Raw genomic sequence first — 26,523 nt, 5'->3', positions numbered from 1 at the left:
TTTCTAATTGCAGGCTGCTGAAAAGGATTATATTAGATGGTAGTATAATATTTAAGGAAGTTTTTTTACCTTATGTGCAAAAAAGAGGATTCCCATTGTCTATTAGGAGTCCTCTTTTTCTTACTATATGGATCTGGCGAGCTTATACAATAAAGCGAGCGTTTGAACATTGTTTTTTCCTTCTTAACTTATCCTAGTAACAACAACCACTGGATAATTGCTTATTTTTTAATAAAAACAATAAAATAAGTAACTTTATTATTTAAATGTGTTATACTAATTGTGAGAACAGGATTATGAGTATAACATATTAGGGGGTTTGTTCGGAATGATGAAAACACGCATTGCTATTAATGGGTTTGGTAGAATTGGCAGAATGGTTTTTCGTCAAGCAATGAATGATCATCAAATAGAAGTAGTTGCAATTAATGCAAGCTATCCACCTGAGACACTCGCACACTTAATTAAGTATGACAGCATACATGGCGTTTATAACGGAAAAGTGAAAGCGCTTCAGGATGCAATTGAAATCAATGGGCAAATCGTGGAAATCGTCAATTCACGTGAACCGAGCTTACTGCCATGGAAACGACTAAATATCGATATTGTGATTGAAGCGACAGGGAAATTCAGAACGAAGGAAAGTGCTGGATTACATATCCAAGCAGGGGCAAAGAAAGTAGTTATTACAGCACCAGGTAAAGAAGTTGACAATACGATTGTTATGGGCGTAAATCAACATACCTATGATCCGGCAGCAGATGATGTCATATCGAATGCATCCTGTACGACTAATTGCTTAGCACCTGTAGTGAAGGTGCTGGATGAGCGATTCTCCATTATTAATGGATTGATGACAACTGTTCACGCCTTCACCAATGATCAGAAAAATTTAGATAACCCACATAAGGATTTACGACGAGCTCGCAGCTGTACACAGTCAATTATTCCAACTTCAACTGGAGCAGCAAAGGCATTAGGCGAAGTTCTGCCCCATTTAAATGGTAAATTACATGGTCTATCATTACGGGTACCGACTCCAAATGTTTCCTTAGTCGACCTTGTCGTCGATGTGGAAGCTTCTGTTACAGTCGAAGAAGTAAATGAAGCATTTAAGCAAGCGGCGAGCAGGGAATTGGCAGGAATTATTCATTTTAGTGATGAACCACTTGTCTCGATTGATTATACGACTACAGAACATTCTGCCACAATTGATGGGCTATCCACGATGGTAATGGAGGGCAATAAAATTAAAGTATTAGCTTGGTATGATAATGAATGGGGCTATTCCAGACGAGTCCTTGACTTAGCTAATCATATTGGCAGTTTTATTACTGAAAAAGAAACGGCATCAATATCTTAATCGAAGGCAAAGCCACCTAAAATAAAGGTGGCTTTTCCGTTACTTTACAAAATACCAAGGCAGTTTTTTATTTCTAACAATAGTGGTAATGAGCAGTTGATATAACTCATGAACTAAGTGTAATGTAGATTTTCGCTGACAAGGAAAGAACGGGTAGTGTCTTTTCAACTAGTAAATCGTGCTTTTTTCCTAAGAGTTTCCAGACTAGACGACCAACATCTATGAGGTTTCTATTTAAAATAGAGGGATAGAAACAATTTTTCTCGCACATCCCTATCCCTAGCGGAGAAAATACACGAAGACTCCTGCGGGAAGAAGGGCCCCGGCGAGACTCCGAACTGCAGCAGCACTAGAAGGATCGCCAGCCCCCCGCGGAAAGCAAAGTGTATTTTCGAGGCGACAGCCAAGGTAGCAAATGTCATCCTAAGTTAGTTCACAATCTATATACACTTCACCAACTAGCATTGCTCGTAATATTCCACCCTTAGAAATTTCTTCTCTCAAAACCTGTTCCAATTTTTGACAGTTCTCTCCTTACTTCCATCGCTAAAAGGGGGCTTCCACATTTGATTTACTAATATTGATAGAGGAATTAGCCGAAATATGTTAAACTATTAAATACGATAAATGATACTTAGCAGTAAATAAAGTATACACATATTTCTTTTATAATAAGTGCAACTAAGGTAATTCGCCTAAAGGCTTGGCGAATTACCACGTTATCTAAAAAATATTAATGAGGTGTGGCGATTGTCTATCCGCAATACATTATCCAAATATTTTAGTAATCATGCTGAAACAAAAGAAAATCATTGGGATACATCACTGCAAACACGTTATTATAAAACGTCAAAAGATAAAGCATTAAAGAAAATAGAAGAACTTATTGCCAAATCCGATAGTTTTAAAGTAAACTCAATATCCGAGGAGCATGGAGAAATTGGCATCCTTGCTACAAAAGGGAAAAAAGTGTTTATTGTTTTAACAGTAATCATGGTACGGCCATTTCAAACGGCAGTCGACTTTTCCGTAACGACAGAGTCGATGATACCAATAGATTTCGGATACAGTACAAAATTAATTAATCAATTATATGAATTAGTTGATAAAGAATTACCATTAATTACGGAAAAGAAAGCAAATTGATCGTTAACATGAACGGGGTTGAACTAAATGAAATGTCCCAATTGCGACTTTAAAAACACAAAGGTGTTTGATTCTCGCCCGACAGATGAGAACCGATCAATCCGCCGGCGCAGAGAGTGTGAAGAATGCGGGTTCCGGTTTACTACGTTTGAGCGGATGGAACAAGCACCATTAATTGTTGTGAAAAAAGATGGTACAAGACAGGAATTCGCGAGAGAGAAATTGGTTCGTGGACTTATTCGTGCGTGTGAAAAACGACCAGTTCCTTTAGAGACAATAGAGGCAATTGCATCCGATGTCGAAAAAGAATTACGAAATTCTGGATCATCCGAGGTTGCAAGTGACCAAGTGGGAGAAATGGTGATGGAACGACTTTCAAAAGTCGATGAGGTTGCCTATGTTCGGTTTGCCTCCGTTTATCGCCAGTTTAAAGATATTACTGTGTTTTTAGATGAATTAAAAGATTTAATTGGAACAGATAAGAAAAATACGAACGATTCATAATGATAAAAGGATGAGGTAATTTGAAATATTTAGGGAAAGTATTACCAGTTGATGGATATTATGTCATTTTACAAGAATATTTGCCAATTGATTATACAAAGTCACTGGCACACCTCTATCAACCATTAATTGGTGTACATGCAGTCACATTATATCAGACATTGTTGCATGAAATGGAGCTGCAATCCGATTCATCTCCTCAAACCCATCATACATTAATGAATTATTTGAATATCCCACTAGATGAAGTATACAAAGCCAGATTAAAGCTGGAAGGTATTGGTTTATTGAACACCTTTAAAAAGCAAGTGGAAAATGCAACAGTCTTTACGTATGAAATACTAAGTCCGTTTGCCCCGAGCGATTTTTTCAAGGATGCAATGCTTTCACAGCTGCTGATGCATCAAATAGGGAACTCGAAGTTTCATGCATTAAAGAATCATTATTATAAGGAAGCCCCAAGTGATTTGGGTGAGAATATTACTATCGCATTTGATGAAGTATTTCAAACCTTTACACCTTCAATTGAAGCGGTAAAGCCTAAGGAAGAGAACAGTAAGCCAACGCGAACGGAGCCGTCAATCGATTTTTCATGGATGGTCCAAATGCTGAAGCAACGATTAATTCCAGTAGGGAAGGTATTAACACAGGAAAATCGAAAGTTAATTTCGCAAATGGTGCTTTTGTACGGTTTAGATAGCTATGAAGTGGAGAAATCTGTATTATGGGCATTAACGGAAGAAAATGTACTTGATACAGAAGAATTCAAAACGGCTTGCCATGACTTATTTAAATCGAAGCACTATGATACACCGATTGCATTGACTGAGAAAAGCATCTCTCCAAAGCAGCAGGTGACAGAACCACAAACGAAGGAAGAAATGCTCATTCAGGAATTAGAAACCATCTCTCCAAAGCAATTGCTGGAGGATTTATCGGGTGGCAATCAAGCATCTGAGCAAGACTTAAGAGCAATTCGTGAGGTGATGATATCACAAGGCTTGCCGGCCCCTGTGATGAATGTGCTCGTGCATTATGTTTTATTACAATCGAATATGAAGCTGTCAAAAGCATATTTAGAGAAAATTGCCAGCCACTGGTCACGTGCAAATATTAAATCGGCAAAAGAAGCGATGGAATTTGCTAAATCAGAGCAAAATAAATTCCAGAAGGGCGCTAAGCAGAAGACAAGCTATAATTATAAGCCGCTATCTAAGGAAATTATTCCAGAATGGTTTAAAGACCGCAACAAGACAAAACAACAGCCGAAAGTTATTCAAAATTCGCAGACGGTTATTGATTTAGAAAAAGAAAAAGCAGAACTGCAAGCATTGCTTAGTGGGAAAGCGGCGCCGCATCAAAATAGATCTCAAGGATGATTGCAATGGAACCAATCCAATCAACACTAAAAAAATGGATGAGAGAGAATAAAAATTTCCAAGAAAACTACGTTAAAATAAGAGATGATGTACTTCAAGATCCAGAGATTAAAGAATTTTTATCGATTCATCCCGAATTAACAAAGCAAGAAATAAATAAAAGCTTAATCAAGTTATATGAGTATAAAACCCAATCTAAACAATGTAATCATTGTGCATCATTTGGGGAGTGTCAAAATATGCTTCCCGGCTATTCACCAATACTAAATGTCGAAAAGAATGAAATACATCTATCCTATGAGAAATGCCATAGCCGATTAATGTATGAAAAAGAAAGAGAACAAGAGAAACTGATTCAAAGTGTACACGTGCCAAAAGAAATTCTAAAAGCATCGATCAATGATATACATGTTGATGAACATCGCAATGAGGCAGTTAAAGAAGCGTTTCGCTTTATTCGTGAGGCAAGTGTGAAGCTTCCGAGAAAGGGAATTTATTTCCATGGACCATTTGGGGTTGGCAAGACATATTTCTTAGGTGCAATTGCCAATGAATTAAAGAAAATAAATATTTCTTCGATGGTTATTTACATGCCAGAATTTGTTCGTGAAATAAAGGGTTCGTTTAAAGACGACTCTGTAAATGAGAAAATCGACCGTTTTAAAAATGCTGATATCCTAATGCTCGATGATATTGGTGCGGAAGTGCAGTCTGCATGGTTCCGGGACGAAATACTTGGCTCAATCTTACAATACCGGATGATGGAGCAGCTTCCTGTTTTCTTTACATCGAATTATACACTGGAGCAGCTAGAGAGCCAGCTTGCAACAACGAAAAGCGGCGTCGAAACGGTCAAAGCGGGACGGATTATCGAACGAATTAAACAGGTGAGCAATCCTGTTGCAGTATTTGGAGCAAATCGTCGAAAATAGGAGAAAGCTATATAAAAATAGGCTTTCTCCTATTTTTAATAGACTGCCACGTGAATTAGTATTGTAGTTACTTTACTATACCCTAACATACATACCCAACCCTTTTGGCTATGCTCATGAAATTCATCCTGTTAAATCCATTTTTCTTTAATAATTGCATCATTTCTTCCTCAGTTTTATAAGGTTCCATATGGTAATTGATTTTGTATAACTCTGCAACCATCATAAATTTCCCATCCTGCATCAACACCCTAAATAAATACTTCCTTTATATCGTTTTCTAAATCTGGCCAGAAGTAATGTGTTTGAAATGCAGTTGCAATTTCAAATGAATTATCTGGATATGGAATATCAGAGACACTTGCTTGACGTATGTTTACTTTCCCGGTTTTTACATCTTTACTATTTGCTCTAATAGAATCTCTTACTGCTTGCTCCGAGTAATCGATACCATATATTTTTCCGTTTTTATTCTTTTGAGATAGTGTATGTATTGTTTTTCCTCCGCCAGTGCCAATATCCAGCATGACAGCATATGCTCCAATATTTGACTTTTCTAAAGCCCATTTGTTCATAACCCTCAACATTATTGATCCGATAAAACCCTTTGGATTTTTAGCTTGATCTATCAAACAATTTATTAAACTCATGTCCATATCCCTTCTCAAAATTCACTTTAATAGCTTAAAATAATCGGTCATTCATGAAATATCTAATATGCCAAATCGTTCAATCAACTTTAATTGATTATTGAAAGTTCTAGTAATTGTACGTATTATCGAGTATTAGGTTTCACTGACTTGAGCAAAAAAGTTTTAATTTATCATATACGTTTCTGGCCAGTTAGCAATGGTTATCCCAGATTAAGTCATAGTATCCTATCAATACAATTAAACAATTAGAAAGTGACATTTCAAATTGAAATTTTTACTAGATTTCGTAATTAATCATTTTTTCCAAGCTTTGTCCATATAATGTAACAGTTTGGTGTGGATGAGGGTGAAGCTAATGTTAACGGTATACATTGAATCTGAGCAGGAAGTGATTAGTTTTTGTGAGCACTTATTTCGTCATACAAAAGACATAGAAATTAACTGGAAAGCGAATGAGGAATGGGGGAATGAAATCCATTTTGAAACAGTACATGCCGGACTGGTGGATACAATAGCAAAATCGATGGCAGACGTATTCATCATCCACCGTTTGGGGACTATGATAAAGCATATTATTGAGGATTTTTACTATTATTCGAATTCCGATGAAATTGAACGAATCCATGATTTAACGACATGGATTTATACAGGTGGCGATGGCGATAGTCTCCAACTTAGAAATAGTAAAGCAGATCGCACCAAGAATCCGAATCAATTACTAAGTTCTTTATTCATTGCTAGTATGAAAAACACAGCGGTCATTCATTATGAATCGATTGTAACGTTTCGCCTAAAAGCCTTTAAAGATGAACTGATACATTATGTTGGGATTGCCATTGATGAATTTAAACGAGAAGAAGATCATCAAAGTTTTATAAACATGCTCCGAGAATATATTGCCAAGAAGGAAGCATTACTACCCGTTATTCATATAATTCAAGGGAATAATTTTACATTTTATAAAGAAAGTGGAAAGCCGTTTACAAATATGGAACTACGCACGTTGATGCAAAAGGAGCCCCTCTATATTGTCGGATTGGATGAGAATGAAATGAATCTAGCTCCATTAGTAGCAATGACCCCAAGAAAAATCAAAATATATGGTGACGATCCATCCGAGCCAAAGACGTTGACCGTTATCAATGTTTTTCAGGAAAAAGTCGAGTTTCAAGCATTACGCCATTTTCCTTTTGCCTATTATTTAAATCATGATAAAAAATAAGGCCTTTTTTTACAGTGTGCGGTTTTTAGATAAAGTGCGACATAAGAACAACGTTGATTTCCGCTCCGGATAATCGCTTTCCGCGGACAACGCCGTCTGCTCCTTCGGAAGAAAACCGCTTCCGATGGATATTCAGCCGTGCTATTCTCGCAGAATACTCCTGCCCTCCGCTACAATCAACGGCCGTGCGCGAAATACCACTCCATCCTATGAAAGAGGTAGATAAACAATAGAAACGCACAGTCCCAGCGGAGGAAATACACGGAGACTCCTGCGGGAGGAAAGGCCTCGGTGAGACTACGAAGTGCGACAGCACGAGGAGGCTCACCAGCCGCCCGCGGAAAGCGTAGTGTATTTCCGGAGCGGTGGGCCAGAAAGCAAAATATGATCCTATGTTAGTTCGCACTTTATATCAATAAAACAACAATCTTTTAGAAAATAGCTAAAAATAAAGTTGCATTCTGAAAAATTTAGCGCTATAATTCCAATATAGTAATCTAAAATTATAAAAAGTAATGATGAGGACATGATTCTTAAGTCTTACATACATTATTAGAGAGGGAAGTCATTTGGCTGCAAGCTTCCTAATGTATCGACAAGAATTACCACCTCTGAACTCTGTTATGGAAATAGTAGTAAATAGCAGCGTCATATCCGCGTTAAGGATCAATGAAGCCGTGAGCAATTTTCACGGGAATTAGGGTGGAACCACGAAGCATACAAGCGCTCGTCCCTTTGCATTTATTTGATGCAAAGGAACGAGCGCTTTTTAATTTAGCAGTTGAGAAGTAGGAAAACTTTCTCAACTGCGTAAGTGCAACTAAGGCCGTCGCTAAGAAGATTGACGACAGCTAAGTTTTCTAATTTTTGAAGGGAGTAATAATGATGGCAGCAGAGATTAATATTACATTTCCAGATGGAGCAGTAAAGGGGTTTCAGCCTGGGACAACTGGAGAGGACATTGCAGGGTCGATTTCTTCAGGGTTGAAGAAACAAGCATTAGCGATCAAGCTAGACGGAGAGTTAGTGGATTTACGTCGTGAATTAGAACATGGCGGTGCGATTGAAATCATTACGTATAAAAACCAAGAGGGCATTGAAATAATGCGTCACTCAGCAGCACATTTATTGGCGCAAGCAGTGAAACGTCTATATAAAGATGTGAAGTTCGGGGTTGGACCAGTAATTGAAGAAGGCTTCTACTATGATATGGATCTAGAACATTCCATTACACCTGAAGACCTACCGAAAATCGAAAAAGAAATGAAACGCATCATTGATGAAAACTTAGAAATCAGGCGTATTGAAGTAACGCGTGCTGAAGCAATCGAGAAATTCCAAGCAATTGGCGATGATTTGAAACTGGAATTGATTGAAGCGATTCCTGAAGATGAGCAGGTAACAATTTATGAGCAGGGGGAATACTTTGATCTTTGCCGCGGAATTCATGTTCCATCAACGAGTAAAATTAAAGCATTCAAATTATTATCCATCTCTGGTGCTTACTGGCGTGGCGATAGCAATAATAAACAGCTGCAACGAATTTACGGAACAGCATTCGAAAAGCAAGCAGAACTTGAGGAACATTTACGGATCCTAGAGGAAAGAAAAGAACGGGATCATCGTAAGCTTGGGAAGGAATTGGAGATCTTTACGGTTTCCCAGCAGGTTGGCCAAGGTTTACCACTATGGTTACCAAAGGGCGCAACAATCCGCCGAAACATCGAGCGTTATATCGTTGATTTAGAAGAACGTCTAGGTTATGACCATGTTTATACACCAGCGCTTGGAAGTGTAGAATTATACAAAACAAGTGGACATTGGGAGCACTATAAGGATGATATGTTCCCACCGATGGAAATGGATAATGAGGAATTGGTGCTTCGTCCAATGAACTGTCCACATCATATGATGGTCTATAAAAATAAATTATGGAGCTACCGTCAATTACCAGTAAGAATTGCTGAGCTTGGCTTGCAGCACCGTCATGAAATGAGTGGTGCTTTAGCAGGATTGCAGCGTGTACGTGCAATGACATTAAATGATGCACACATCTTTGCACGACCAGATCAATTAAAAGAAGAATTTGTTCGTGTAGTAGAACTGGTGCAAAAAGTATACGAAGACTTCGGCATTAAAGATTATTATTTCCGTCTTTCTTATCGTGATCCAGAAGATAAAGAGAAATATATCGATAATGATGAAATGTGGGAATTAGCACAATCAACATTAAAAGAAACAATGGAAGAAATGAATTTGGATTATGTGGAAGCAGAAGGGGAAGCGGCATTCTATGGTCCTAAATTAGATGTTCAAGTGAAAACAGCACTTGGTAAGGATGAGACCCTTTCAACTGTACAGCTTGACTATCAAGCTGCAGATCGCTTTGATTTATCTTACATTGGTGAGGATGGTAAGGAGCATCGTCCAGTTATCATCCACCGTGGTGTCGTATCAACAATGGAACGCTTTGTTGCTTTCTTAATTGAAGAATATAAGGGTGCATTCCCAACATGGCTTGCACCGACTCAAGTTAAGGTAATCCCAGTTTCACCACAAGTACATCTTGACTATGCAAAAGAAGTTGCAGATAAGCTAAGACTTCAGGGCATAAGAGTAGAGATGGATGAACGCGATGAGAAAATTGGCTATAAGATTCGCGAAGCACAAACACAGAAAATACCATTTGCTCTCGTACTTGGTGATAAAGAAATTGAAGAACAAGCAGTAAACGTACGCCGATACGGAGAACAAAAATCAGAAACATACAGCTATATGGATTTCGAGGATTTAATCAAGAAAGAAGTCGCTGAGAAGACATTGCGAAAATAATTATAGGGGGATAGTCGCCTGTTGCAGGCAACTATCCCTTTTTTTTGCGGTGAAATACCGATATATTTCATCAGCACGCCGTTATTTACTAATTGCAGGCTGCAAGGTGCAGGAAAAGAAAATATGCTTGGACAATTCCTCCAATGATGCTATAATAAATACAGCAAGTAAAGTTTTTCAAATCTATATTTGACAATACCAAATGTAGATGCTATACTTATAAAGTTGAAAATTAAATGATCTGAGACAAGAAGAAGCACCCGCTTCTCACCTGCTCGACGCACATTGTGTAGTTGACTGGTTCCGAACTCTTTTTAATAGAACTTTGGAGACGTGTGGGTGCAATGGTACCGACACTTTTTTTAATGATAAAAATTCGCTTGTCAATGAAAGATCAGAACATAAACTATTTGGAGGTGGCTGGCAATTAGCAAAGATATGAATAATGTCAATGAGAAGATTCGTGCTAGAGAAGTACGTTTAATCGATTCAAACGGTGATCAACTTGGGGTTAAAACACGTCAAGAAGCATTGGAAATCGCACAAACCAGAAATCTGGATTTAGTGATGGTTGCACCAGGTGCAAAACCACCAGTTTGTCGAATCATGGACTTTGGGAAACACCGCTTTGAGCTGCAAAAGAAAGAAAAAGAAGCTCGTAAGAAACAAAAAGTAATCAATATTAAGGAAGTTCGCTTTACACCAGGAATTGGTGAGCATGATTTTGAAACAAAATTAAAGAATGCTAAGAAATTCCTTGAAAAAGGCGACAAAGTAAAAGCAGCAGTTCGTTTCCGTGGACGTGCAATTACACATAAATCACTTGGCCAAGAGGTACTAGATCGTTTAGCTAAAGAGCTTAAAGATGTAGCAACAGTTGAATCTAGACCGAAAATGGAAGGTCGTAATATGTTTATTATGCTTGCTCCAATTGCAGAAAAGTAAGCAAAGTTAACTGGTTTAAAGTAGCAAATTCCTTGTGATTATGTTGCTTTGGACGAACAAGACGAGGAGGAAATATTCATGCCAAAAATGAAAACTCATAGAGGTTCAGCAAAACGCTTTAAAAGAACTGGTTCTGGAAAATTAAAGAGATCACATGCATTCACAAGTCATATGTTTGCAAATAAATCACAAAAACAAAAACGTAAACTTCGTAAAGGTGCGATCGTATCTCCAGGAGATTTCAAACGCATCAAAACAATGTTACCTAAATAAATAAAAATTAGATCGTAAAGTACTAGGAGGGAATTATTATGCCACGTGTAAAAGGTGGAACAGTAACACGCAGACGTCGTAAACGCGTCCTTAAATTAGCAAAAGGTTATTATGGTTCGAAAAGAACGTTATTTAAAGTAGCGAAACAACAAGTAATGAAATCAGGTCAATACGCTTACCGTGACCGTAGACAAAAGAAACGTGATTTCCGTAAATTATGGATTACACGCATCAATGCAGCTGCACGTCTAAATGAACTTTCATACAGCAAATTAATGCATGGTTTAAAAGTAGCAGGAATTGATATCAACCGTAAAATGTTGTCAGATCTTGCAATCAATGATGAACAAGCATTTGCTCAATTAGCTACGAAAGCAAAAGACGCTTTAAAATAAACGCATAAAGGGTCAAATCCATCAAGTGATTGGGTTTGACCCTTTTTACATTACTACATAGAGGGGTTATAAATTATGGAAATGGAAAATCAGCTGCTTGCTTATATTCTGCTTGTGAATGTTATCGAATTTTTCCTCATGCGAGTTGATAAACAGAAGGCTATTAAGGGGCAGTACCGAATACCAGAAAGAACGTTTTGGCTGTTAGCGCTTCTCGGTGGTGCTATCGGCGGATATGCAGGGATGAAAGTGTTCCGACATAAGACCAAGCACCGTTCTTTTACGATCGGCATGCCAATATTAATAATTATTAACATTGCCTTATTTGGCTATTTTATTACAGCTCTAGGCTAATATGATTTACTAAATAGGCTCCGAACATTCATTTTGTCATAAAGGCTCGTCTCCTGTCATATACATGTATTAGAAAACTAAGGTTTAACCAAGTCTTTCGGTGACAAACTTAGTTGCACTTATGTAGTAAGAAATATTTTATACTTTCTTAACTACCAAGGAAAGATCATGTTAGAAAAAGGGGGAGAGTCATGGAGCTTTTCGGAAATTATATAATGGCAGTCATTGAGACAGGTGGTTATTTTGCACCTTTTTTGTTCATCATGATTCATTTGCTTCGGCCATTATTATTTCTTCCGGTAGTATTTATCTGCATTTCTGGTGGAATATTATTTGGTCCAGTATCTGGTTCTATTTATTCATTTATTGGAATGACGCTATCATGCCTTATTTTTTATAGGTTGGCCCAGTGGAATCCGAAATCGTTTGAGAAGCTGATAATTCTGAAACAGAGACTGCTTGGCAAATATACGCAGCTCACAGTATCTCAGGTTACGTTACTGCGACTTATTCCGTTTATCCATTTTCATTTATTATCATTATGTTTAATTGAGATTTCAGAAAATAGCAAAGCATATACGAAATCATCCATATTATCGAATATTCCGTTAGCAGTCATATATACTTGTATTGGTGGCTGGCTCTCTAATTTAACTCCTCTATCAATCTTCATTTTTCTCACGGTATTATTATTGCTTATCTATATTCTAAGAAGAAAAGAACTCATCATTAAATGGCATGAATTTTTCCATGTAGCAAATTAGCAAAAGCTTAAAGCTAGTTTAGCGATGTACCGAGGTGAGGGAAGTCTCCCTTACGCTTTAGCGCTCGAGCTGGACGTGGCATCTTCTGTCAAGGTAATTGAAATAGGACATCTTTAATACTTATTCATTAATAAAGGTCACTCATCTCGGCTTAGAGACTAGATGAGTGACCTTTTTAATGCAGCTTAGTAAGCAATAATTGATTAATTGGATGCTTCCATTCGATTTTTGAATGTGGATAGTGAATAAGTATTTCATTTTCTAAAAAATATATATCTTCACGAGTGAATCCTTCTAATTCAAGTGGTTCTTTAACACTTACATGAATATCAACGACTTTAAAGGAATCCTCAGTCGCACCTAAATATTTCTCACCGATAAATAGACAACCCTTATAAACAAATTGAAGATTCTTCTTACTATTATTTGCGTCATCCAAAAAATAAAACTCATTTGCCTCTTTTGCTACCTTTAGTTTTCGCTGTGGATTACGAAGGTATTTAATTCCTGAATAAATAATCATTATGATTGAAATGAAAATTAACAGTCTGAATAGCAGGACAACCATCATTGTAAACCGTCTCCTCGTTCGTTTTAGCTATAATACGTATGAGCTCACCAGTAAGTTTCACTTTCTTCCAAATATCGTGTTACAATAATGTTACGGATGAATGAAACTTCATCGATATAGAATACGGCTAATTCTTATTGTTTGTTGGTGTTGGTCGGAATATATCTACACTAGGCTCATGGGCATGCAGCTTCAGAAAAACACTACGCGTACCTTAGGGGAGCTGGTGAGTCTAAGGTGCTGATGCACTTTAGTAGTTTACTTAGGCTCTTCTTCCCGCAGGACAAGGAGTTCTTCGGCAGCGTTACATCGCAATCAGAGAAGTTGCTCTTTATTTTCGAGGAGTCTCCTTGTATTTCCTCCGTTGAGATTGTGCAACTGCTATCATTAATCATCACTTAATAGGATGAGAAAACAATTCTACACTCCCTTGGCGTTGAATGTAGTGGAAATCAATTACATAAGATCCAACAATCTTTCTGAAAATAGCCTAAAATAATTACTGAAAAAGAGGAATTGAAATGGAATATAATTTAAAAATTAAGCTCATACATAGAGATGCAAAACTGCCATATAGGGCAAATGATGGGGATGCTGGACTGGATTTATTCTCTGTTGAGGAAAAGGACATTAAGCCTGGAGAATCTGCATTAATTGCAACAGGTATTCAAATGGAATTGCCTGCTGGGACAGAAGCACAGGTTAGACCTAGAAGCGGTCTGGCTTTAAAGCATTCCATTACGTTACTAAATAGCCCTGGAACAATTGATGAAGGCTACAGAGGAGAAATCAAAGTCATTTTAATCAACCATGGTAAAGAAGATTTTAAAGTGGAAAAACAGATGCGAATCGCGCAAATAGTAATAGCTCCTGTATTGCATGTGAATCTTGTTGAAACAGAGGTATTATCGGAATCTGTAAGGGATAAGGGGGGATTTGGTTCTTCAGGAAAATAAATGCAATTGAACGGTATACAGGCTATAATATGAATTATCTATAAGGAGGCTATACATAATGACAAAATTAGATGAAACATTAACGATGCTGAAGGATTTAACGGATGCAAAAGGGATACCCGGAAACGAAAAAGAAGTGCGAGAGGTTTTCGAAAAATATATTGGGCCATATGCAGATGAAATGACAACCGACAATTTGGGCAGTTCTATCGCGAAGAAGATTGGGAATGAAACAGGACCGAAAATCATGATTGCTGGCCATTTAGATGAAGTTGGATTTATGGTAACGCGTATTGATGATAATGGATTTATTTATTTCCAGACTGTTGGAGGCTGGTGGAATCAAGTAATGCTAGCACAGCGTGTAACCATTATGGGAAGTAACGGTGATGTGACGGGTGTAATTGGTTCAAAGCCGCCACATGTTCTTCCCGCAGAAGCACGTAAAAAGCCATATGAAATTAAGGATATGTTCATTGATATCGGTGCAACTAGTAAAGTAGAAGCGAAAGAATTTGGTGTAAAACCAGGAGATTCAATTGTCCCTTATTTTGAATTTACACCATTAAAAAATGAAAAATTACTGCTTGCTAAAGCTTGGGATAATCGAATTGGCTTAGCAATCGCAATTGAAGTATTAAAGCAACTAAAAGGTGTTAACCATCCAAATGTTGTTTATGGTGTTGGTGATGTACAGGAAGAAGTTGGTCTTCGCGGAGCAAAAACTGCAGCATATAAAATCCAGCCAGACATCGGATTTGGTGTCGATGTAGGAATTGCGGGAGATACACCAGGTATTTCCGCACATGAAGCAGACAGTAAGCTTGGTAAGGGACCACAAATTGTTTTATACGATGCATCGATGGTTTCTCATAAGGGACTTAGGGATTTAGTCGTTCAAACGGCTGATGAGCATAACATACCTTATCAATTTGCAACGATAGCTGGTGGGGGAACGGATTCAGGATCAATCCACCTTGTTGGTAATGGTGTTCCGTCGCTTTCGATTACAGTAGCAACTCGTTATATCCATTCACATGCAGGTATTCTACATCGAGATGATTTCGAAAACACAGTGAAATTAATAGTTGAAGTGATTAAGAAATTAGATGCTGAAACAGTGAAGAAATTAATTTTAGCATAGTTTAGTTTTGGATATGAAAAGGAAGGCAAAGCAAAATGCTGGTGCTTCCTTTTTTGCATTTGAAGTATTGTTACGTGCTTGGAGATAACAGAAGGAGAAAAATCCCAGAGCTCAAAAACAAACATCCATTATTACGAATGGATTCATAAACGTGCAAACAAAAAATACTAGCATCTTTCGCTAGGTACAAAAGTTCAAGGCTGTCACCGAAGACTTGGTGACAGCCAATTTTTCTAACGTTAGGCTAAATATGAATTCATAACTTTCTTCACATAGTTCTTTGTTTCATTAAATGGTGGGATTCCTTGGTATTTATCGACATTTCCTGGTCCAGCATTATATGCTGCAAGTGCGAGCTCAAGGTTACCGTTGAACTTATTGAGCATTTGGCTCAAGTATTTTGTACCGCCTTCAATGTTTTGACTTGCATCAAAGGAATTAAGCACACCTAAGCTCCTTGCAGTTGCTGGCATTAATTGCATCAATCCTTGTGCACCGGCATAACTCTGGGCAGAGGCATTATAATTGGATTCTGTTTTAATGACTGCATGGATCAGTTTCTCATCGATTCCATATTTTTCAGCTACCTTACTAATTGTCGAATTAAAATCGGTGCTTGGTATGGAATCATTTGGAGCTGCTTGTCCTGCATTATTATGCAATGGATAAGCAGGGTGCATAGCTGTTGGAATATTATTATTCATATTCGTACTCGAAAGCATCATTGCTGTATTTATCTTGTCTTGCAGTAATTGTTTAAAGGCTACATCTACCATGTTCATGTCCTGTGAAGTAGAAGCACGATTGGATGACATTGCTGATAATGCTTGATATTGAATCATTTGCTGTAAATTTCTGATTTCCATTAACACGTTACTCCCTTCAACCTATACCCTTATTTTAAGATGGATTTTCTAATATAGCAATACTAAAAAGAAAGAATCTCTTTTCCGGAATCGATTAAGATTTCTTCATAAAATGGATCGTCGCCAATACAAATGATTCGATCACATAAATGAATAATTTCATCCATATCATGTGATGTATACAGAATCATTTTGCCTTGAGCAGATGCAAGTTCACGCAGATATGCGCCAATTTCTTTACGCGATTTTAAATCGATGCCGACGGTCGGTTCATCAAGTAGCAGGAGGGTGGGATCATGAATAAGACTAATTGCTAGATTTAATTTCCGCTTCATCCCTCCTGACAATGTCTTCACTGGCTCTTTCCATTTATCAAGTGCCATGTCCAAGCACAATTGCCTCAATGCTTTAATTTCAAGCTTTTTCCAAGCAAGTTTTTCGAAAAAAATCATATTTTCTTCAACAGTAAATTCTTCCCAGATTGCAATGTCCTGAGGAACATAGCCAATCGCCTTCCTTATTGACTGTTTCTCTTTTTGGCAGAGCTTATCATGTAAGTGAATCGAGCCATTTGTAGGTTTTTGCAGTGTGGCTAAAATATTTAATAAAGTCGATTTACCTGCACCATTTTCACCAACTAGCCCAATAATTTCACCAGGTTGTACGGAAAAAGAAATCTGATCAAGTACTGTTTTTTTCCCGTAAGCCTTCGTAAGAGTTGTTACTTTTAGCATTTTGATTTACCTCCTTTTACATACCAAACAGCGATAATAATTATACAGACAATGTGCCATGGACTGATGTATTCCATTTCTAAGAAGGGCTGTATAGGATTGAGCAGTGCAATCCAATCAAATCGATTTGTTATGCCATCAATGGGAATAATTGCTCCACTGATCACCGTTATAATTAAAGCTAGTAAAAAGGCTGTACTGTAGTATAAATAAACATTTCGGAATAATAACGTGAGAATAAAAGCACCCATATTAATCAATAGACGAAATGCCAGTATCACGCCAATCTGTGACAAGGAAACAGGTACCGAAAGAAATATCCGGAAGATGATTACGGCAATTAAGTCAAAAATTAAAAATAATAAAGTGTACAGACACATATTCACTAGTAGATAATTTTCATAAGTGAAACGAATAAAAGCAAACCTTGGTAATATTTCGGCTCTTTTTTCCTTTATTAGCCAGTCAAAAAGAAGGAGGGTGGAGAGGATACTAAATAACGCCCATAATCCCCACGTATTCCAGAGACTAACTATATTTTCAATCTCCGTGTTTTCTGTATTGGCAAAAGAAAATGTCGTACGGAGCAGATCTTCCTCCTGTTGTATTTCAACTGTTTTTGAAACAATTTCATTCCATGTCCAATCTTCTGTCCTTGTATTGTCACTAAGATTAATAACTGTATGAGCAGCTTTTGACCGGCTGGTATCCTGTTGGACGAGCGAGATAATCATTTGACTAACCGGTGCATAGGCGAATGATAGGTTAGAACGATAGCTCGTAATCAATCTGTTCCGCCGGCCATTTTCTACGTCCTGCGCGTAATCCTCACCAATCACAAATGCACTATCTAATTCATGGCTCTCAACCAATTGACGCGCTTCTGATTCCGTAACGTCAATGACTCGAATAAGCTGTGTCGCATTAATTGAATCATAGAGAGCATCAGCGAGTTCGCTATCATCTTCAATGGTGATGCCAATGGGGATTTTGCTGTCCTGCTGGACGAGACTCGTACCGTAAATAATTGCAAGCGTTGCTATTATTGGTAACAGCAGCCAGAATAATAAAGAGGAAATTTGTTTTTTCCAGTGCAGCAGTCTTGTATGTAAAATCGCCATCATAATTGAGCACGCTCCTTCCACACAGAAATCCCAAGCAGAATGAAATATCCCGTAAGTGCAGTTAATAGCAGTGGAATAAAGTCTGCAAACATTCGTCCATTTAAAATAATATCTGTAACCCAAGAGAAGGTCTGAAAGGAAAAGCTATAGCCAATAAGCTCCTGAAGCTGTAATGGTAAATAAATAACAGGAAGTATTGCACCACTGCAGGCTAAAACTAACAACATAAATAATAATTGGATAAACAAGCTAATTTTTGGAGAAGTAAACACTGTTTCTATGATTGCCAATCCTACGAGAAATGTGATGCAATATAATAATAAAAGACCAATTATTCGAACGTAATCCTCTAAAATTAAACCAAAAGATAGAAATAGATGAAGCCAGATAAAGGTAATCGCAGCAAAGAAACCTACCGTATTAATCGTTACGATACTTTTAGCGATGCTTTGTTGCAGTTCGGTCACTCCATAAAGCTTCATTCGTTGTTTCATTCTTAATGGTTCATCATTGCTCAGAAAACGATAAATGATGAACAGCCAGATCGTAAGAATGATAAACCATGCGGCAAGGCTAAAGTAATGAATTGGTGAGGACATCGCGATGTTTTTCACTTCTTTTTCATTCAGTATTTGGTTACTCCCAAGTGTGTAGAAAACGAATTCCTTAAACTGTTCAAAAATCAAATCATTCCTAGTCTCATCGTCCATTCCTAATTGTTTGGCATATTCATTGATTGTGAGAATATTTGCCTGTGAGCTGCGAATATGTCTAGTCACACTTTCAATAATTTCCTGAATTAAGTAGCTATCAATTTTTCGGTTTGGATTGCCGATAATAGGCAATTGAACAGACTCACCAGAATATAGGTTATTTGTAAAACTTTCAGGAAAGATTAGATAGGAACTAATATCGTTGTTCTGGATTGCTGTTTTAGCTTCATTTTCTGTCATGCTATGTAATTGAATAAAGGAACTTAATGCAGACGATTCTTCAATTAAGCCTGTGACCAGTTTTGTTTCATCGGATTTGTCTAAGTCAACGATACCTATTTGAATCGGATCATTTTCCTCTGGTAAAACAATAGTAATCAAGAGGGCAGCAACTAACCCAATTAACAATAATGGGAAAATGAAAAGAAGAGGAAGTGGGAGCCACTTCCTCTTTAGCTGCATAAAGTTATTTTTCGTAAATAATTGAATATGTTTGATACGATTCATGCACTGCACTTCCATTTCTTAAAGTGGTTGTTCAAAAAGTCTGGTACGAACTTAAAATCTAGTAATATTAGAAATTTCCGCTTCCAGCCATTGTAGTAAATAACCACTCTTGGAAGCTAGGTACTACTTCAAGCTCGAAATATTCCATCGTTCCTTGTGCACCCAACTCTCCAAGATCTTTTACATTATCCTCAGCAGGCATTTCTACCTTATCGATTGTTTTTCCTTCAACATTTACATGAAGGGCAAACATGTCTTGTGTAATTTCTGGGCTTTCAACAGAGAAGCTGTTTTCTGAACTCATTTGATCATTATTATACGTTGCAGAACCATTCCAGTTGAAAGAACCTGATGTAGTTGTATCATCTAATGTGAAGATACGTTCAAAATCACGCGTTCCATCAGCTAATGTTTCATTGCCATTATAAGTAAGGGAAAATTCATCTGCTGTTAGGCTAATCTTATCTGTTGCTTTATTATCTTCCCATGACAGGTCACCAGCGATATTAATTATGCTTTCATTACCAGCCTCTGCAAATCCAAGGTTATAATCAAAGAATTGTGTAGCATCTTTAAGTAATTGTCCGCCTTTTACAGAGAATGAAACTAATTCTTCTGCAGAAGGTCCCATTTCAATTGATAAATCACGTTGTACGATTAAATCGTTCTCTACCCAAATTGCAGAGTTAAAGCCGTTTGGAATCTGGAAATCTGCTAATCCAGTTTTTGCATCTGCAATAGCCGTTTCAAAGTCTGATAGTAATTGATCAACCTCTGGATCAACTGCTGCAGTGCCACCTAATTGCAATGCCGCTTGCTCTCGGATTAATTCTTTCAGTTTCTCGTCTTTTTCCAATTTATCAAATACTGCTGTTAAGATTCCTTTTACTTGCTCTTCTGTAAGCTGCATGCTAATTTTCTCAGCATTGATTGATTCTCCATTTACTTCCACTGTTTCTTTTTCTGAAGTAAATGCATCTTCAGGTAATTGATCATAAATCATTTTACCGTATTCTTCTTTAAAATATTCCAAATCCTCTTCAGATAGTCCACCATTTCCTTCGAAAATACTGTCTAATTCCAAAGTTTCCTCACCAGTAAATGATGCTGGATCTATTTCATAAAGTAGTGGACCTAGATCCTCATCCTTTAATTGAATCACTTCTTCAATGAATGGCAAGCTAAGCATTAATTTCTCATTTGTAAATGACAGATTTACGTCATTTACTTCAAATCCACCAATTGATGCTGCAATATTTGTTGACACCTGTTTGTTCTTCATATCTGTAGCAGCTGTAATTGTTATATTCGAGTTATTAATAATCTGTGACGGATCAACTCCACCATAAGCTGCTTCTGATGTAGGCACATTATACTCACCAGAAAGATCTATTTTTGATTCTGTTGCATTTTCTTTTGAATGTTCATACCAATCTAGTTCAGGCTCATACCGTTCCTCTACTCTATCAGTCATAAATTCCATAGACTTTTGTTCTGCTAGAAAATAAGAATCTTTTAAGGATAAATTATTGAGCATGAACGCTGCTACCGCACCGCCAATTGCTAGAACTGCAATAATGGTGATTGCGATTATTCCTTTGGAGACCCCTTTTTTCTTATTGTTACTCCCATCATTCGTTGTTTCATTCACGAAGAATTCCCCTCTCAATTTTAACTTTGGCCAACAATTGACTGTAAGACTTAAGTTGGCATTCTTATGTTTTATATCACTTAATGAAAGGGTAGTCAAATTATGTTCAATCTTAGTTAATATTTATTAAGACTAAAGTCACTAAAATATCTTTAAATTAAGATTTTTATATGATTCTATATGTCTAGTAAAATGGAAATATATGTAAAATAATTTTATTATTTTGCCTAAAAAGAACAAAAGTAATAATTTATAGGTATTAGTCATTATTTTTCTAATAATTGTGGTTGTTATTTGTTTTTTAATTTATGGGGGCTAAGGCAGTTTGTCTTAGTGAAGGGAGATACACTACACTGTGGTACTGTTTGCTAAAAAGTATGTTCTGGAGAAACAGCAATCTGTCTTTATTTAACTGAGTCCATGAAGTATTCTGAATACCTATATTGAAATGATAATATAGTTTTTGTAGGATTTTTCTTCTAGCAGGTTAATAAGCGAATATAGAAATGAAACTTTTTACCTTTTATTCTCGTATGTAGATAACAAATAATCAGAGCAATAGGTTTTCATTTAGTAAGCGGAGAGGAAATTTATGCTAATAAAACTAGGGAAGTATTCCATGCTATCAATTATGTTATTTATCACTATTGCTTTAGTAGGATGTCAAAATTTAAAAGATGCAGTTGACGATACTAATGAAAAATTAGAGTTCAACAAGAATGTTTCATTAGAAAACATAGAAAAAATTAAACTTGGGGATAAAGAAACTGGTGACGGCGGAACTACTTATGATGAAATGATGGAACTTATGGGAGGAGTACACCCAGCGAACAGAGCTGAATATGAGGGAAATGGTAAAACGATAATTGAAGCCGAATGGTGGAGAGACAACCTAGGTAATAAATATATTTCTGTGAACTTCCTAAATGAAAAAGCAAGCGGTAAATTCCAAGAGGGACTCGATTAAACATGATAATTTAAGCAAAATGGTTCTTTTCTTCAAGAAGGGAAAATTGTGCTAACTATACTAAAACAGCAGAAAGTTGAAGAACATGTTACGAACTGCTCTGAAGATGTGATCAAACCATCCAATAAATGAAAAGGGGATAAAAATGGCGTATCAAAGAAAGAATTTTTCTATTTAAGTAATAATCTACAAGAAATTATGCTTAAAGTACTGAGCTAACTTACACGGAAGTTGATTCAGTTGTTTTTCTCAATTAAAACTGGCTTTTTGGATTAACATAATTGATGGAAATGAAACTTTTATTTCAGTAATTCCACAAGAAGATCGTCATTTTAGTTGCTCTTTTTTTCTTATTTTATATATCAGAAAATGATGATTTCATATAATGATTAATAGGTATCGTGACAGTTCAAAAAGCAACTTTCTTTATACACTTTTTAACAAGCGGAGCAGACTAATGCAAGATAAATTAGTGGAAATGATGTCTATATACAAAAGGGGAAGATAAATTATGGATAATTGGTGGAATATCTTTTATTTTGTGGTTATAGCAATAGTTTCTATTTTTACAGGTGAGATAGTAACTTTTATTATGTTAGGTTTTATTCTATTAACATTGAATAATATCAACTCTACACTAAAGAAAATTTATAAACAAAATAATGAAAAGAACAATAAAGAAGAAATACAGAGTTAAAATGGATGACACTCTTCTTTAAGTAGGTAAATTGTTTTTTTACCTAGACAACCTTATTGCGTATTGAAATAACTGGTACAAGAGTGTTAAAGGTTTGATAGATAGACGAATACTTATAGTATATTGGTAATTTTGGTAAAGGAGAGATAGTTAATGATTTTAGGGATTCCTATTGCAGAAGGAAATACAGCTAAAATATATCTTTTCAAGAACAGGATTTTTAAAGTATTTCATGAATATTTGCCCGACACTGAATCTTCATATGAAGCAACGAAGCAAAAATATGCTTATTCGTGTGGACTCTCTGTACCAAAATTCTGGATGTCACTAAACTAAATGGGAAACAAGCTATTATAATGGAATATATAGGTGAAATTCTATCCGATAACATGGAAAAGGCAGCATACTACATGAATATTTCCGTTGATATTCAACAAAAAATTCATAGTGTTGTGGCTGAATCCCTTGAACCCATGGCTGAAAAATTAAACCGTCAAATTGAGTTGGCGAGTAGTTTAGATAATGGACATAAGTCTGCTTTAATTAAAAAGTTGGGTGCGATGAAATTTGAGAATAGGCTATGTCATGGAGATTATCATTTATTTAACTTGATTATGTCGGATAACAATGTGACCGTTATAGATTGGGTTGATTCCAGTGCGGGGGATATACGTGCAGACGTATATCGTACCTATCTTTTGTATTCGCAGTGGTCAAAAGAATTAGCCGATATGTATTTGCGTCTTTATTGTGAGAAAAGCGGTTTATTAAGTGATGAAATTTTTCAATGGGCTCCAATAATAGCAGGTGCCAGATTGTCTGAAAGTGTACAGTCATAGAACAGCGAACGACTTATCGACATTGTAAATCAATACTGCCCTTTATAAATATGAATAATAGACGTTAATATACATGACTTAATATTTTTAAAGGACATGGTGCGATAGTTCAATAGAGCAGTCCTTCTGTATACGGCCGAGAGCCTGTTCAAGGAGACTTTATCATACAGGGTGAAACTGAAAAAATAGATGCCATTGATCGATTGGATATAGGGTTGACCTTGCTGGATGTCCTTTTGTATGTACCACATTTCATAACTAAATTAGTAAGAGGGTTTATCAATTTGTTTTGATGAGCAACGATTCCTGGCTCATTTGTTAAAACCAATTGAAATAAATAACTGCAATAGTTGCTTTTAAAGTAATATAAAAGCACCGCAATACACGGTGCAATTAGGTATACATTTCAATTATTTTGATGTGAAATTAAGTCTTGACTACAGGTGCGGAAGCTGTTATGCGTAATAAGGTCTTTTTTACATTGTTGCTTGCTTTACGCCTTGCTCAAGTGCTGTTACCATTTCCTTTTTATCGTCTTCCGTGGATTGATTCCAAATCAGTTCAAACAAGTATCCCAGACCTGGAAGCATTTTTTCTTCCCCAGCCTGAATAGCATCGACAATCGTTGCTTCTAATTGTGCTTGGTCATTCGATGAAATATTATGCAGGATTGCTTTACGAATATTTAAGTTCATCATTATCCTCCTAAGCTTCATGCTTTACAGATAGTTTGACCAATCACTATAAAAATATGTATGATGTAAGAAGAAAAAATGACAAGGATGGAAAATATGATTACATCAGTTAAAAATGAACGAGTAAAAGCTTGGAAGAAGCTGCATAATCGCAAAGAACGAAATAATACGAAGACCTTTATTATTGAAGGTTTTCATCTATTAGAAGAAGCATGGAAAAGTGATTGGGTAATTCAAGAAATTATCGCTGAAGAAGCAGTAGAGCTGCCGAATTGGTGTCAGGACTATGAAGTTGAACGAGTAAGTGCTCCGGTATTTGAGCAGATTACCCAAACACAAACGCCTCAAGGAGTTGCAGCAGTACTGGAGATGAAGGAGGCCACGAAGCGTAAGGGGAATTACTTGCTCCTCATTGATTCTGTTCAGGATCCAGGAAATTTAGGAACGATGATTCGAACCGCAGATGCAGCGGGTATGGATGGAATAGTTCTCGGAAATGGTACGGTTGATATTTATAATGATAAAGTTCTTCGTTCTACACAGGGATCAATTTTCCATATACCAATCTATCACGCAAGCCTATTGGATGAAGTTAAAGATTTGCAGCAGAATGGCTTTAAAATATGGGCAACAGCCTTACTGAACGCAAAAAAATACAATGAAATCCAAATCGATGGAAAAGTAGCGCTTATATTAGGCAATGAAGGCGCTGGGGTTAGGCAGGAGCTCATCGATGTGGCAGACGAAATTGTCACAATTCCGATATATGGAAAGGCAGAATCATTAAATGTCAGCATTGCTGCGGGAATTTTAATGTACTATCTCAAAAGATAAGTTGCAACAATAGTGTTAATTCATTATAATAAAAGTATATGTAAATACATAAGCGTTGAAAGAGATAGGGTAGCAGTTATGAGCGGTAAAGGGAGGAAATGTCCTGGACTGAGAGCATTTCCATCGTATGAATTGTTATTATTTCACTCTGGAGCTGGCACTTGGACCTCATCAGATTATGAGTAAAGGTGTACCGGATGTAAATCCGTTATCAGTTTTAAGTTGGACTTAAAGGGGAGAAGTATACCCAGAATGTCAACAAGGGTGGTACCGCGAAATCAAAGCCTCGTCCCTTTTTAGGGATGGGGCTTTTTTGTAGTTAAGAAAGTATAAAATATTTCTTACTGCATAAGTGCAGCCAAGGCTGTTACCAAAGGGTTGATAAACCTTAGTTTTCTAATATTTTTAGGAGGGTAAACGACGATGAAAGAGCAGTTAGAAGCAATACAGGTCGAGGCATTAGAGAAAATAGCCGGAACTGATGAAGTTAAAGCACTTCAAGAAATTCGTGTTGCATACTTAGGTAAAAAAGGCTCCTTAACAGGTGTACTAAAAGGAATGGGCAAGCTTTCCAAGGAAGAACGTCCGGTAATCGGTGAAATTGCCAATAAAGTACGTGATACAATCACTGCTGCTTTAGATGAAAAAAGTGAAAAACTTGAGCAAGAAGCATTAGAAAAACAATTAGAAGCAGAGGCAATTGATATAACATTGCCAGGAAAGCCAGTAAACCAAGGTGGACCGCATTTATTAACAAGTATCGTCGAAGAGATTGAAGATTTATTTATCGGCATGGGCTATGAAGTGAGAGAGGGTCCAGAGGTTGAAACAGACTATTTTAATTTTGAAGCCTTAAACCTGCCAAAAAACCATCCGGCGCGTGATATGCAGGATACGTTTTATATTACAAATGAATTATTAATGCGTACACATACTTCTCCTGTTCAAGCAAGAACGATGCAAGAATATAAGGGAGAGAAGCCATTTAAAATGATCTGCCCTGGTAAGGTATATCGTCGTGATAATGATGATGCAACGCATTCCCATCAATTTACGCAAATTGAAGGATTATATGTAGATAAAAATGTGCGCATGAGTGACTTAAAAGGAACACTTGATGTATTTGCGAAGAAAATGTTTGGTGAAGATCGTGAAATTCGCCTGCGTCCGAGCTTCTTCCCATTCACAGAGCCCTCCGTTGAAATGGATATTTCATGTAAGGTTTGTCATGGAGAAGGTTGTTCTGTATGTAAAGGGACGGGCTGGATTGAGATTCTCGGTGGAGGTATGGTTCACCCACGCGTATTAGAAATGGCTGGATATAATCCAAAAGAATATTCAGGTTTTGCATTCGGTATGGGACCAGAACGAATTGCCATGCTTAAATACGGTGTAAACGATATTCGCGCATTTTATACAAATGATAAACGATTCTTAAAGCAATACCATCAGGCATAAGGAGG

General features: G+C 36.9%; 25 protein-coding genes, 2 pseudogenes and 2 other annotated features. Of the genes and pseudogenes, 19 read left to right on the top strand and 8 right to left on the bottom strand.

Going from position 1 to position 26,523, the window contains the following annotated elements; all coding sequences use genetic code 11:
- Window positions 1-331: 331 nt before the first annotated feature.
- The 5 genes from CUC15_RS12355 (at window position 332) to dnaI (ending at window position 5,324) form a co-directional block, all read left to right on the top strand.
- Complete coding sequence (locus CUC15_RS12355) at window positions 332-1,363, top strand: glyceraldehyde-3-phosphate dehydrogenase (RefSeq protein WP_114918449.1); 1,032 nt, start codon at window positions 332-334, stop codon at window positions 1,361-1,363.
- Between the two features lie 741 nt (window positions 1,364-2,104).
- Entirely contained in the window at window positions 2,105-2,509 is a 405-nt protein-coding gene (locus CUC15_RS12350; RefSeq protein ID WP_341457154.1) for a cytosolic protein, read from the top strand.
- A 27-nt stretch (window positions 2,510-2,536) separates the two neighbouring features.
- Window positions 2,537-3,013, top strand: a complete 477-nt coding sequence (gene nrdR / locus CUC15_RS12345; RefSeq protein WP_114916945.1) for a transcriptional regulator NrdR — start codon at window positions 2,537-2,539, stop codon at window positions 3,011-3,013.
- Window positions 3,014-3,033: 20 nt separating this feature from the next.
- Complete coding sequence (locus CUC15_RS12340; RefSeq protein ID WP_205317603.1) at window positions 3,034-4,392, top strand: replication initiation and membrane attachment family protein; 1,359 nt, start codon at window positions 3,034-3,036, stop codon at window positions 4,390-4,392.
- Window positions 4,393-4,397: 5 nt separating this feature from the next.
- Complete coding sequence (gene dnaI, locus CUC15_RS12335; RefSeq protein ID WP_114916944.1) at window positions 4,398-5,324, top strand: primosomal protein DnaI; 927 nt, start codon at window positions 4,398-4,400, stop codon at window positions 5,322-5,324.
- Window positions 5,325-5,406: 82 nt separating this feature from the next.
- Here the strand turns inward: dnaI and CUC15_RS12330 are convergent.
- Window positions 5,407-5,974 (bottom strand): annotated as a pseudogene (locus CUC15_RS12330) (class I SAM-dependent methyltransferase).
- Window positions 5,975-6,332: 358 nt separating this feature from the next.
- Here CUC15_RS12330 and ytxC point away from each other — a divergent pair.
- The 7 genes from ytxC (at window position 6,333) to CUC15_RS12295 (ending at window position 12,762) form a co-directional block, all read left to right on the top strand.
- Window positions 6,333-7,199, top strand: coding sequence for a sporulation protein YtxC (gene ytxC, locus CUC15_RS12325; protein WP_114916943.1), 867 nt, complete (start codon window positions 6,333-6,335; stop codon window positions 7,197-7,199).
- Between the two features lie 506 nt (window positions 7,200-7,705).
- Window positions 7,706-7,937: a binding site (T-box leader), on the top strand.
- Between the two features lie 147 nt (window positions 7,938-8,084).
- The gene (thrS, locus tag CUC15_RS12320) at window positions 8,085-10,031 is read left to right on the top strand and encodes a threonine--tRNA ligase (protein WP_114916942.1); all 1,947 of its coding nucleotides are present in this window, start codon (window positions 8,085-8,087) and stop codon (window positions 10,029-10,031) included.
- Between the two features lie 242 nt (window positions 10,032-10,273).
- Window positions 10,274-10,400, top strand: a sequence feature (ribosomal protein L20 leader region).
- A 69-nt stretch (window positions 10,401-10,469) separates the two neighbouring features.
- The gene (infC, locus tag CUC15_RS12315; RefSeq protein WP_114916941.1) at window positions 10,470-10,976 is read left to right on the top strand and encodes a translation initiation factor IF-3; all 507 of its coding nucleotides are present in this window, start codon (window positions 10,470-10,472) and stop codon (window positions 10,974-10,976) included.
- 78 nt (window positions 10,977-11,054) lie between these two features.
- Window positions 11,055-11,249, top strand: a complete 195-nt coding sequence (rpmI, locus tag CUC15_RS12310) for a 50S ribosomal protein L35 (protein ID WP_114916940.1) — start codon at window positions 11,055-11,057, stop codon at window positions 11,247-11,249.
- 38 nt (window positions 11,250-11,287) lie between these two features.
- Window positions 11,288-11,644 carry a 50S ribosomal protein L20 gene (gene rplT, locus CUC15_RS12305; RefSeq protein WP_114916939.1) on the top strand — a complete coding sequence of 119 codons (357 nt, stop codon included), beginning with the start codon at window positions 11,288-11,290 and terminating at the stop codon, window positions 11,642-11,644.
- A 75-nt stretch (window positions 11,645-11,719) separates the two neighbouring features.
- Window positions 11,720-11,998 (top strand): DUF1294 domain-containing protein, encoded by a 279-nt coding sequence (locus tag CUC15_RS12300; protein ID WP_114916938.1) that lies wholly within the window; start codon window positions 11,720-11,722, stop codon window positions 11,996-11,998.
- A gap of 191 nt (window positions 11,999-12,189) precedes the next feature.
- Window positions 12,190-12,762, top strand: coding sequence for a TVP38/TMEM64 family protein (locus CUC15_RS12295; protein WP_114916937.1), 573 nt, complete (start codon window positions 12,190-12,192; stop codon window positions 12,760-12,762).
- A gap of 175 nt (window positions 12,763-12,937) precedes the next feature.
- Here CUC15_RS12295 and CUC15_RS12290 read toward each other — a convergent pair whose 3' ends face one another.
- A complete protein-coding gene (locus tag CUC15_RS12290) occupies window positions 12,938-13,333 on the bottom strand; it encodes a sigma-w pathway protein ysdB (protein ID WP_423241340.1) in 396 nt (131 codons plus the stop codon).
- A gap of 521 nt (window positions 13,334-13,854) precedes the next feature.
- Between CUC15_RS12290 and dut the strand changes: the two genes are divergently transcribed.
- Both dut and CUC15_RS12280 read left to right on the top strand, forming a co-directional pair.
- Window positions 13,855-14,289, top strand: coding sequence for a dUTP diphosphatase (gene dut / locus CUC15_RS12285; protein WP_114916936.1), 435 nt, complete (start codon window positions 13,855-13,857; stop codon window positions 14,287-14,289).
- A 58-nt stretch (window positions 14,290-14,347) separates the two neighbouring features.
- Complete coding sequence (locus CUC15_RS12280) at window positions 14,348-15,433, top strand: M42 family metallopeptidase (RefSeq protein ID WP_114916935.1); 1,086 nt, start codon at window positions 14,348-14,350, stop codon at window positions 15,431-15,433.
- A 239-nt stretch (window positions 15,434-15,672) separates the two neighbouring features.
- Here CUC15_RS12280 and CUC15_RS12275 read toward each other — a convergent pair whose 3' ends face one another.
- The 5 genes from CUC15_RS12275 to CUC15_RS12255 form a co-directional block, all read right to left on the bottom strand.
- Complete coding sequence (locus CUC15_RS12275) at window positions 15,673-16,299, bottom strand: lytic transglycosylase domain-containing protein (RefSeq protein WP_114916934.1); 627 nt, start codon at window positions 16,297-16,299, stop codon at window positions 15,673-15,675.
- A gap of 62 nt (window positions 16,300-16,361) precedes the next feature.
- A complete protein-coding gene (locus tag CUC15_RS12270) occupies window positions 16,362-17,033 on the bottom strand; it encodes an ABC transporter ATP-binding protein (protein ID WP_114916933.1) in 672 nt (223 codons plus the stop codon).
- A complete protein-coding gene (locus CUC15_RS12265) occupies window positions 17,027-18,157 on the bottom strand; it encodes an ABC transporter permease (RefSeq protein ID WP_114916932.1) in 1,131 nt (376 codons plus the stop codon). The genes CUC15_RS12270 and CUC15_RS12265 overlap by 7 nt, the downstream gene beginning before the upstream one ends.
- Entirely contained in the window at window positions 18,154-19,377 is a 1,224-nt protein-coding gene (locus tag CUC15_RS12260) for an ABC transporter permease (RefSeq protein WP_114916931.1), read from the bottom strand. The genes CUC15_RS12265 and CUC15_RS12260 overlap by 4 nt, the downstream gene beginning before the upstream one ends.
- 67 nt (window positions 19,378-19,444) lie before the next feature.
- Window positions 19,445-21,028: a DUF6583 family protein gene (locus tag CUC15_RS12255; RefSeq protein ID WP_114916930.1), complete on the bottom strand. Its 1,584-nt coding sequence runs from the start codon at window positions 21,026-21,028 to the stop codon at window positions 19,445-19,447.
- 592 nt (window positions 21,029-21,620) lie between these two features.
- Here CUC15_RS12255 and CUC15_RS12250 point away from each other — a divergent pair.
- The 3 genes and pseudogenes from CUC15_RS12250 to CUC15_RS12240 all read left to right on the top strand — a co-directional run bounded on the left by CUC15_RS12250 (window position 21,621) and on the right by CUC15_RS12240 (window position 23,531).
- The gene (locus CUC15_RS12250; protein ID WP_114916929.1) at window positions 21,621-21,995 is read left to right on the top strand and encodes a hypothetical protein; all 375 of its coding nucleotides are present in this window, start codon (window positions 21,621-21,623) and stop codon (window positions 21,993-21,995) included.
- 511 nt (window positions 21,996-22,506) lie between these two features.
- Window positions 22,507-22,692 carry a hypothetical protein gene (locus CUC15_RS12245; protein WP_114916928.1) on the top strand — a complete coding sequence of 62 codons (186 nt, stop codon included), beginning with the start codon at window positions 22,507-22,509 and terminating at the stop codon, window positions 22,690-22,692.
- Window positions 22,693-22,845: 153 nt separating this feature from the next.
- Window positions 22,846-23,531: pseudogene (locus CUC15_RS12240) on the top strand (phosphotransferase family protein).
- A 476-nt stretch (window positions 23,532-24,007) separates the two neighbouring features.
- Here the strand turns inward: CUC15_RS12240 and sspI are convergent.
- A complete protein-coding gene (gene sspI / locus CUC15_RS12235; protein WP_114916927.1) occupies window positions 24,008-24,226 on the bottom strand; it encodes a small acid-soluble spore protein SspI in 219 nt (72 codons plus the stop codon).
- Between the two features lie 96 nt (window positions 24,227-24,322).
- On the opposite strand from sspI, the gene CUC15_RS12230 reads away from it, so the two are divergent.
- Both CUC15_RS12230 and pheS read left to right on the top strand, forming a co-directional pair.
- Window positions 24,323-25,060 carry a TrmH family RNA methyltransferase gene (locus CUC15_RS12230; protein ID WP_114916926.1) on the top strand — a complete coding sequence of 246 codons (738 nt, stop codon included), beginning with the start codon at window positions 24,323-24,325 and terminating at the stop codon, window positions 25,058-25,060.
- Window positions 25,061-25,483: 423 nt separating this feature from the next.
- Window positions 25,484-26,518 carry a phenylalanine--tRNA ligase subunit alpha gene (pheS, locus tag CUC15_RS12225; RefSeq protein WP_114916925.1) on the top strand — a complete coding sequence of 345 codons (1,035 nt, stop codon included), beginning with the start codon at window positions 25,484-25,486 and terminating at the stop codon, window positions 26,516-26,518.
- Window positions 26,519-26,523: the final 5 nt, after the last annotated feature.

The sequence above is a fragment of the Oceanobacillus zhaokaii genome, assembly GCF_003352005.1.
Lineage (GTDB): Bacteria > Bacillota > Bacilli > Bacillales > Amphibacillaceae > Oceanobacillus > Oceanobacillus zhaokaii.
This window is presented reverse-complemented; position numbering and strand designations above follow the sequence as displayed.

Coding starts and splice junctions, on each gene's coding strand:
- CUC15_RS12355 (WP_114918449.1), top strand. CDS start 332: ATGAAAACACGCATTGCTATTAATGGGTTTGGTAGAATTGGCAGAATG.
- nrdR (WP_114916945.1), top strand. CDS start 2,537: ATGAAATGTCCCAATTGCGACTTTAAAAACACAAAGGTGTTTGATTCT.
- dnaI (WP_114916944.1), top strand. CDS start 4,398: ATGGAACCAATCCAATCAACACTAAAAAAATGGATGAGAGAGAATAAA.
- ytxC (WP_114916943.1), top strand. CDS start 6,333: ATGTTAACGGTATACATTGAATCTGAGCAGGAAGTGATTAGTTTTTGT.
- thrS (WP_114916942.1), top strand. CDS start 8,085: ATGGCAGCAGAGATTAATATTACATTTCCAGATGGAGCAGTAAAGGGG.
- infC (WP_114916941.1), top strand. CDS start 10,470: ATGAATAATGTCAATGAGAAGATTCGTGCTAGAGAAGTACGTTTAATC.
- rpmI (WP_114916940.1), top strand. CDS start 11,055: ATGCCAAAAATGAAAACTCATAGAGGTTCAGCAAAACGCTTTAAAAGA.
- rplT (WP_114916939.1), top strand. CDS start 11,288: ATGCCACGTGTAAAAGGTGGAACAGTAACACGCAGACGTCGTAAACGC.
- CUC15_RS12300 (WP_114916938.1), top strand. CDS start 11,720: ATGGAAATGGAAAATCAGCTGCTTGCTTATATTCTGCTTGTGAATGTT.
- CUC15_RS12295 (WP_114916937.1), top strand. CDS start 12,190: ATGGAGCTTTTCGGAAATTATATAATGGCAGTCATTGAGACAGGTGGT.
- CUC15_RS12290 (WP_423241340.1), bottom strand. CDS start 13,333: ATGATGGTTGTCCTGCTATTCAGACTGTTAATTTTCATTTCAATCATA.
- dut (WP_114916936.1), top strand. CDS start 13,855: ATGGAATATAATTTAAAAATTAAGCTCATACATAGAGATGCAAAACTG.
- CUC15_RS12280 (WP_114916935.1), top strand. CDS start 14,348: ATGACAAAATTAGATGAAACATTAACGATGCTGAAGGATTTAACGGAT.
- CUC15_RS12275 (WP_114916934.1), bottom strand. CDS start 16,299: ATGGAAATCAGAAATTTACAGCAAATGATTCAATATCAAGCATTATCA.
- CUC15_RS12270 (WP_114916933.1), bottom strand. CDS start 17,033: ATGCTAAAAGTAACAACTCTTACGAAGGCTTACGGGAAAAAAACAGTA.
- CUC15_RS12265 (WP_114916932.1), bottom strand. CDS start 18,157: ATGATGGCGATTTTACATACAAGACTGCTGCACTGGAAAAAACAAATT.
- CUC15_RS12260 (WP_114916931.1), bottom strand. CDS start 19,377: ATGAATCGTATCAAACATATTCAATTATTTACGAAAAATAACTTTATG.
- CUC15_RS12250 (WP_114916929.1), top strand. CDS start 21,621: ATGCTAATAAAACTAGGGAAGTATTCCATGCTATCAATTATGTTATTT.
- CUC15_RS12245 (WP_114916928.1), top strand. CDS start 22,507: ATGGATAATTGGTGGAATATCTTTTATTTTGTGGTTATAGCAATAGTT.
- sspI (WP_114916927.1), bottom strand. CDS start 24,226: ATGAACTTAAATATTCGTAAAGCAATCCTGCATAATATTTCATCGAAT.
- CUC15_RS12230 (WP_114916926.1), top strand. CDS start 24,323: ATGATTACATCAGTTAAAAATGAACGAGTAAAAGCTTGGAAGAAGCTG.
- pheS (WP_114916925.1), top strand. CDS start 25,484: ATGAAAGAGCAGTTAGAAGCAATACAGGTCGAGGCATTAGAGAAAATA.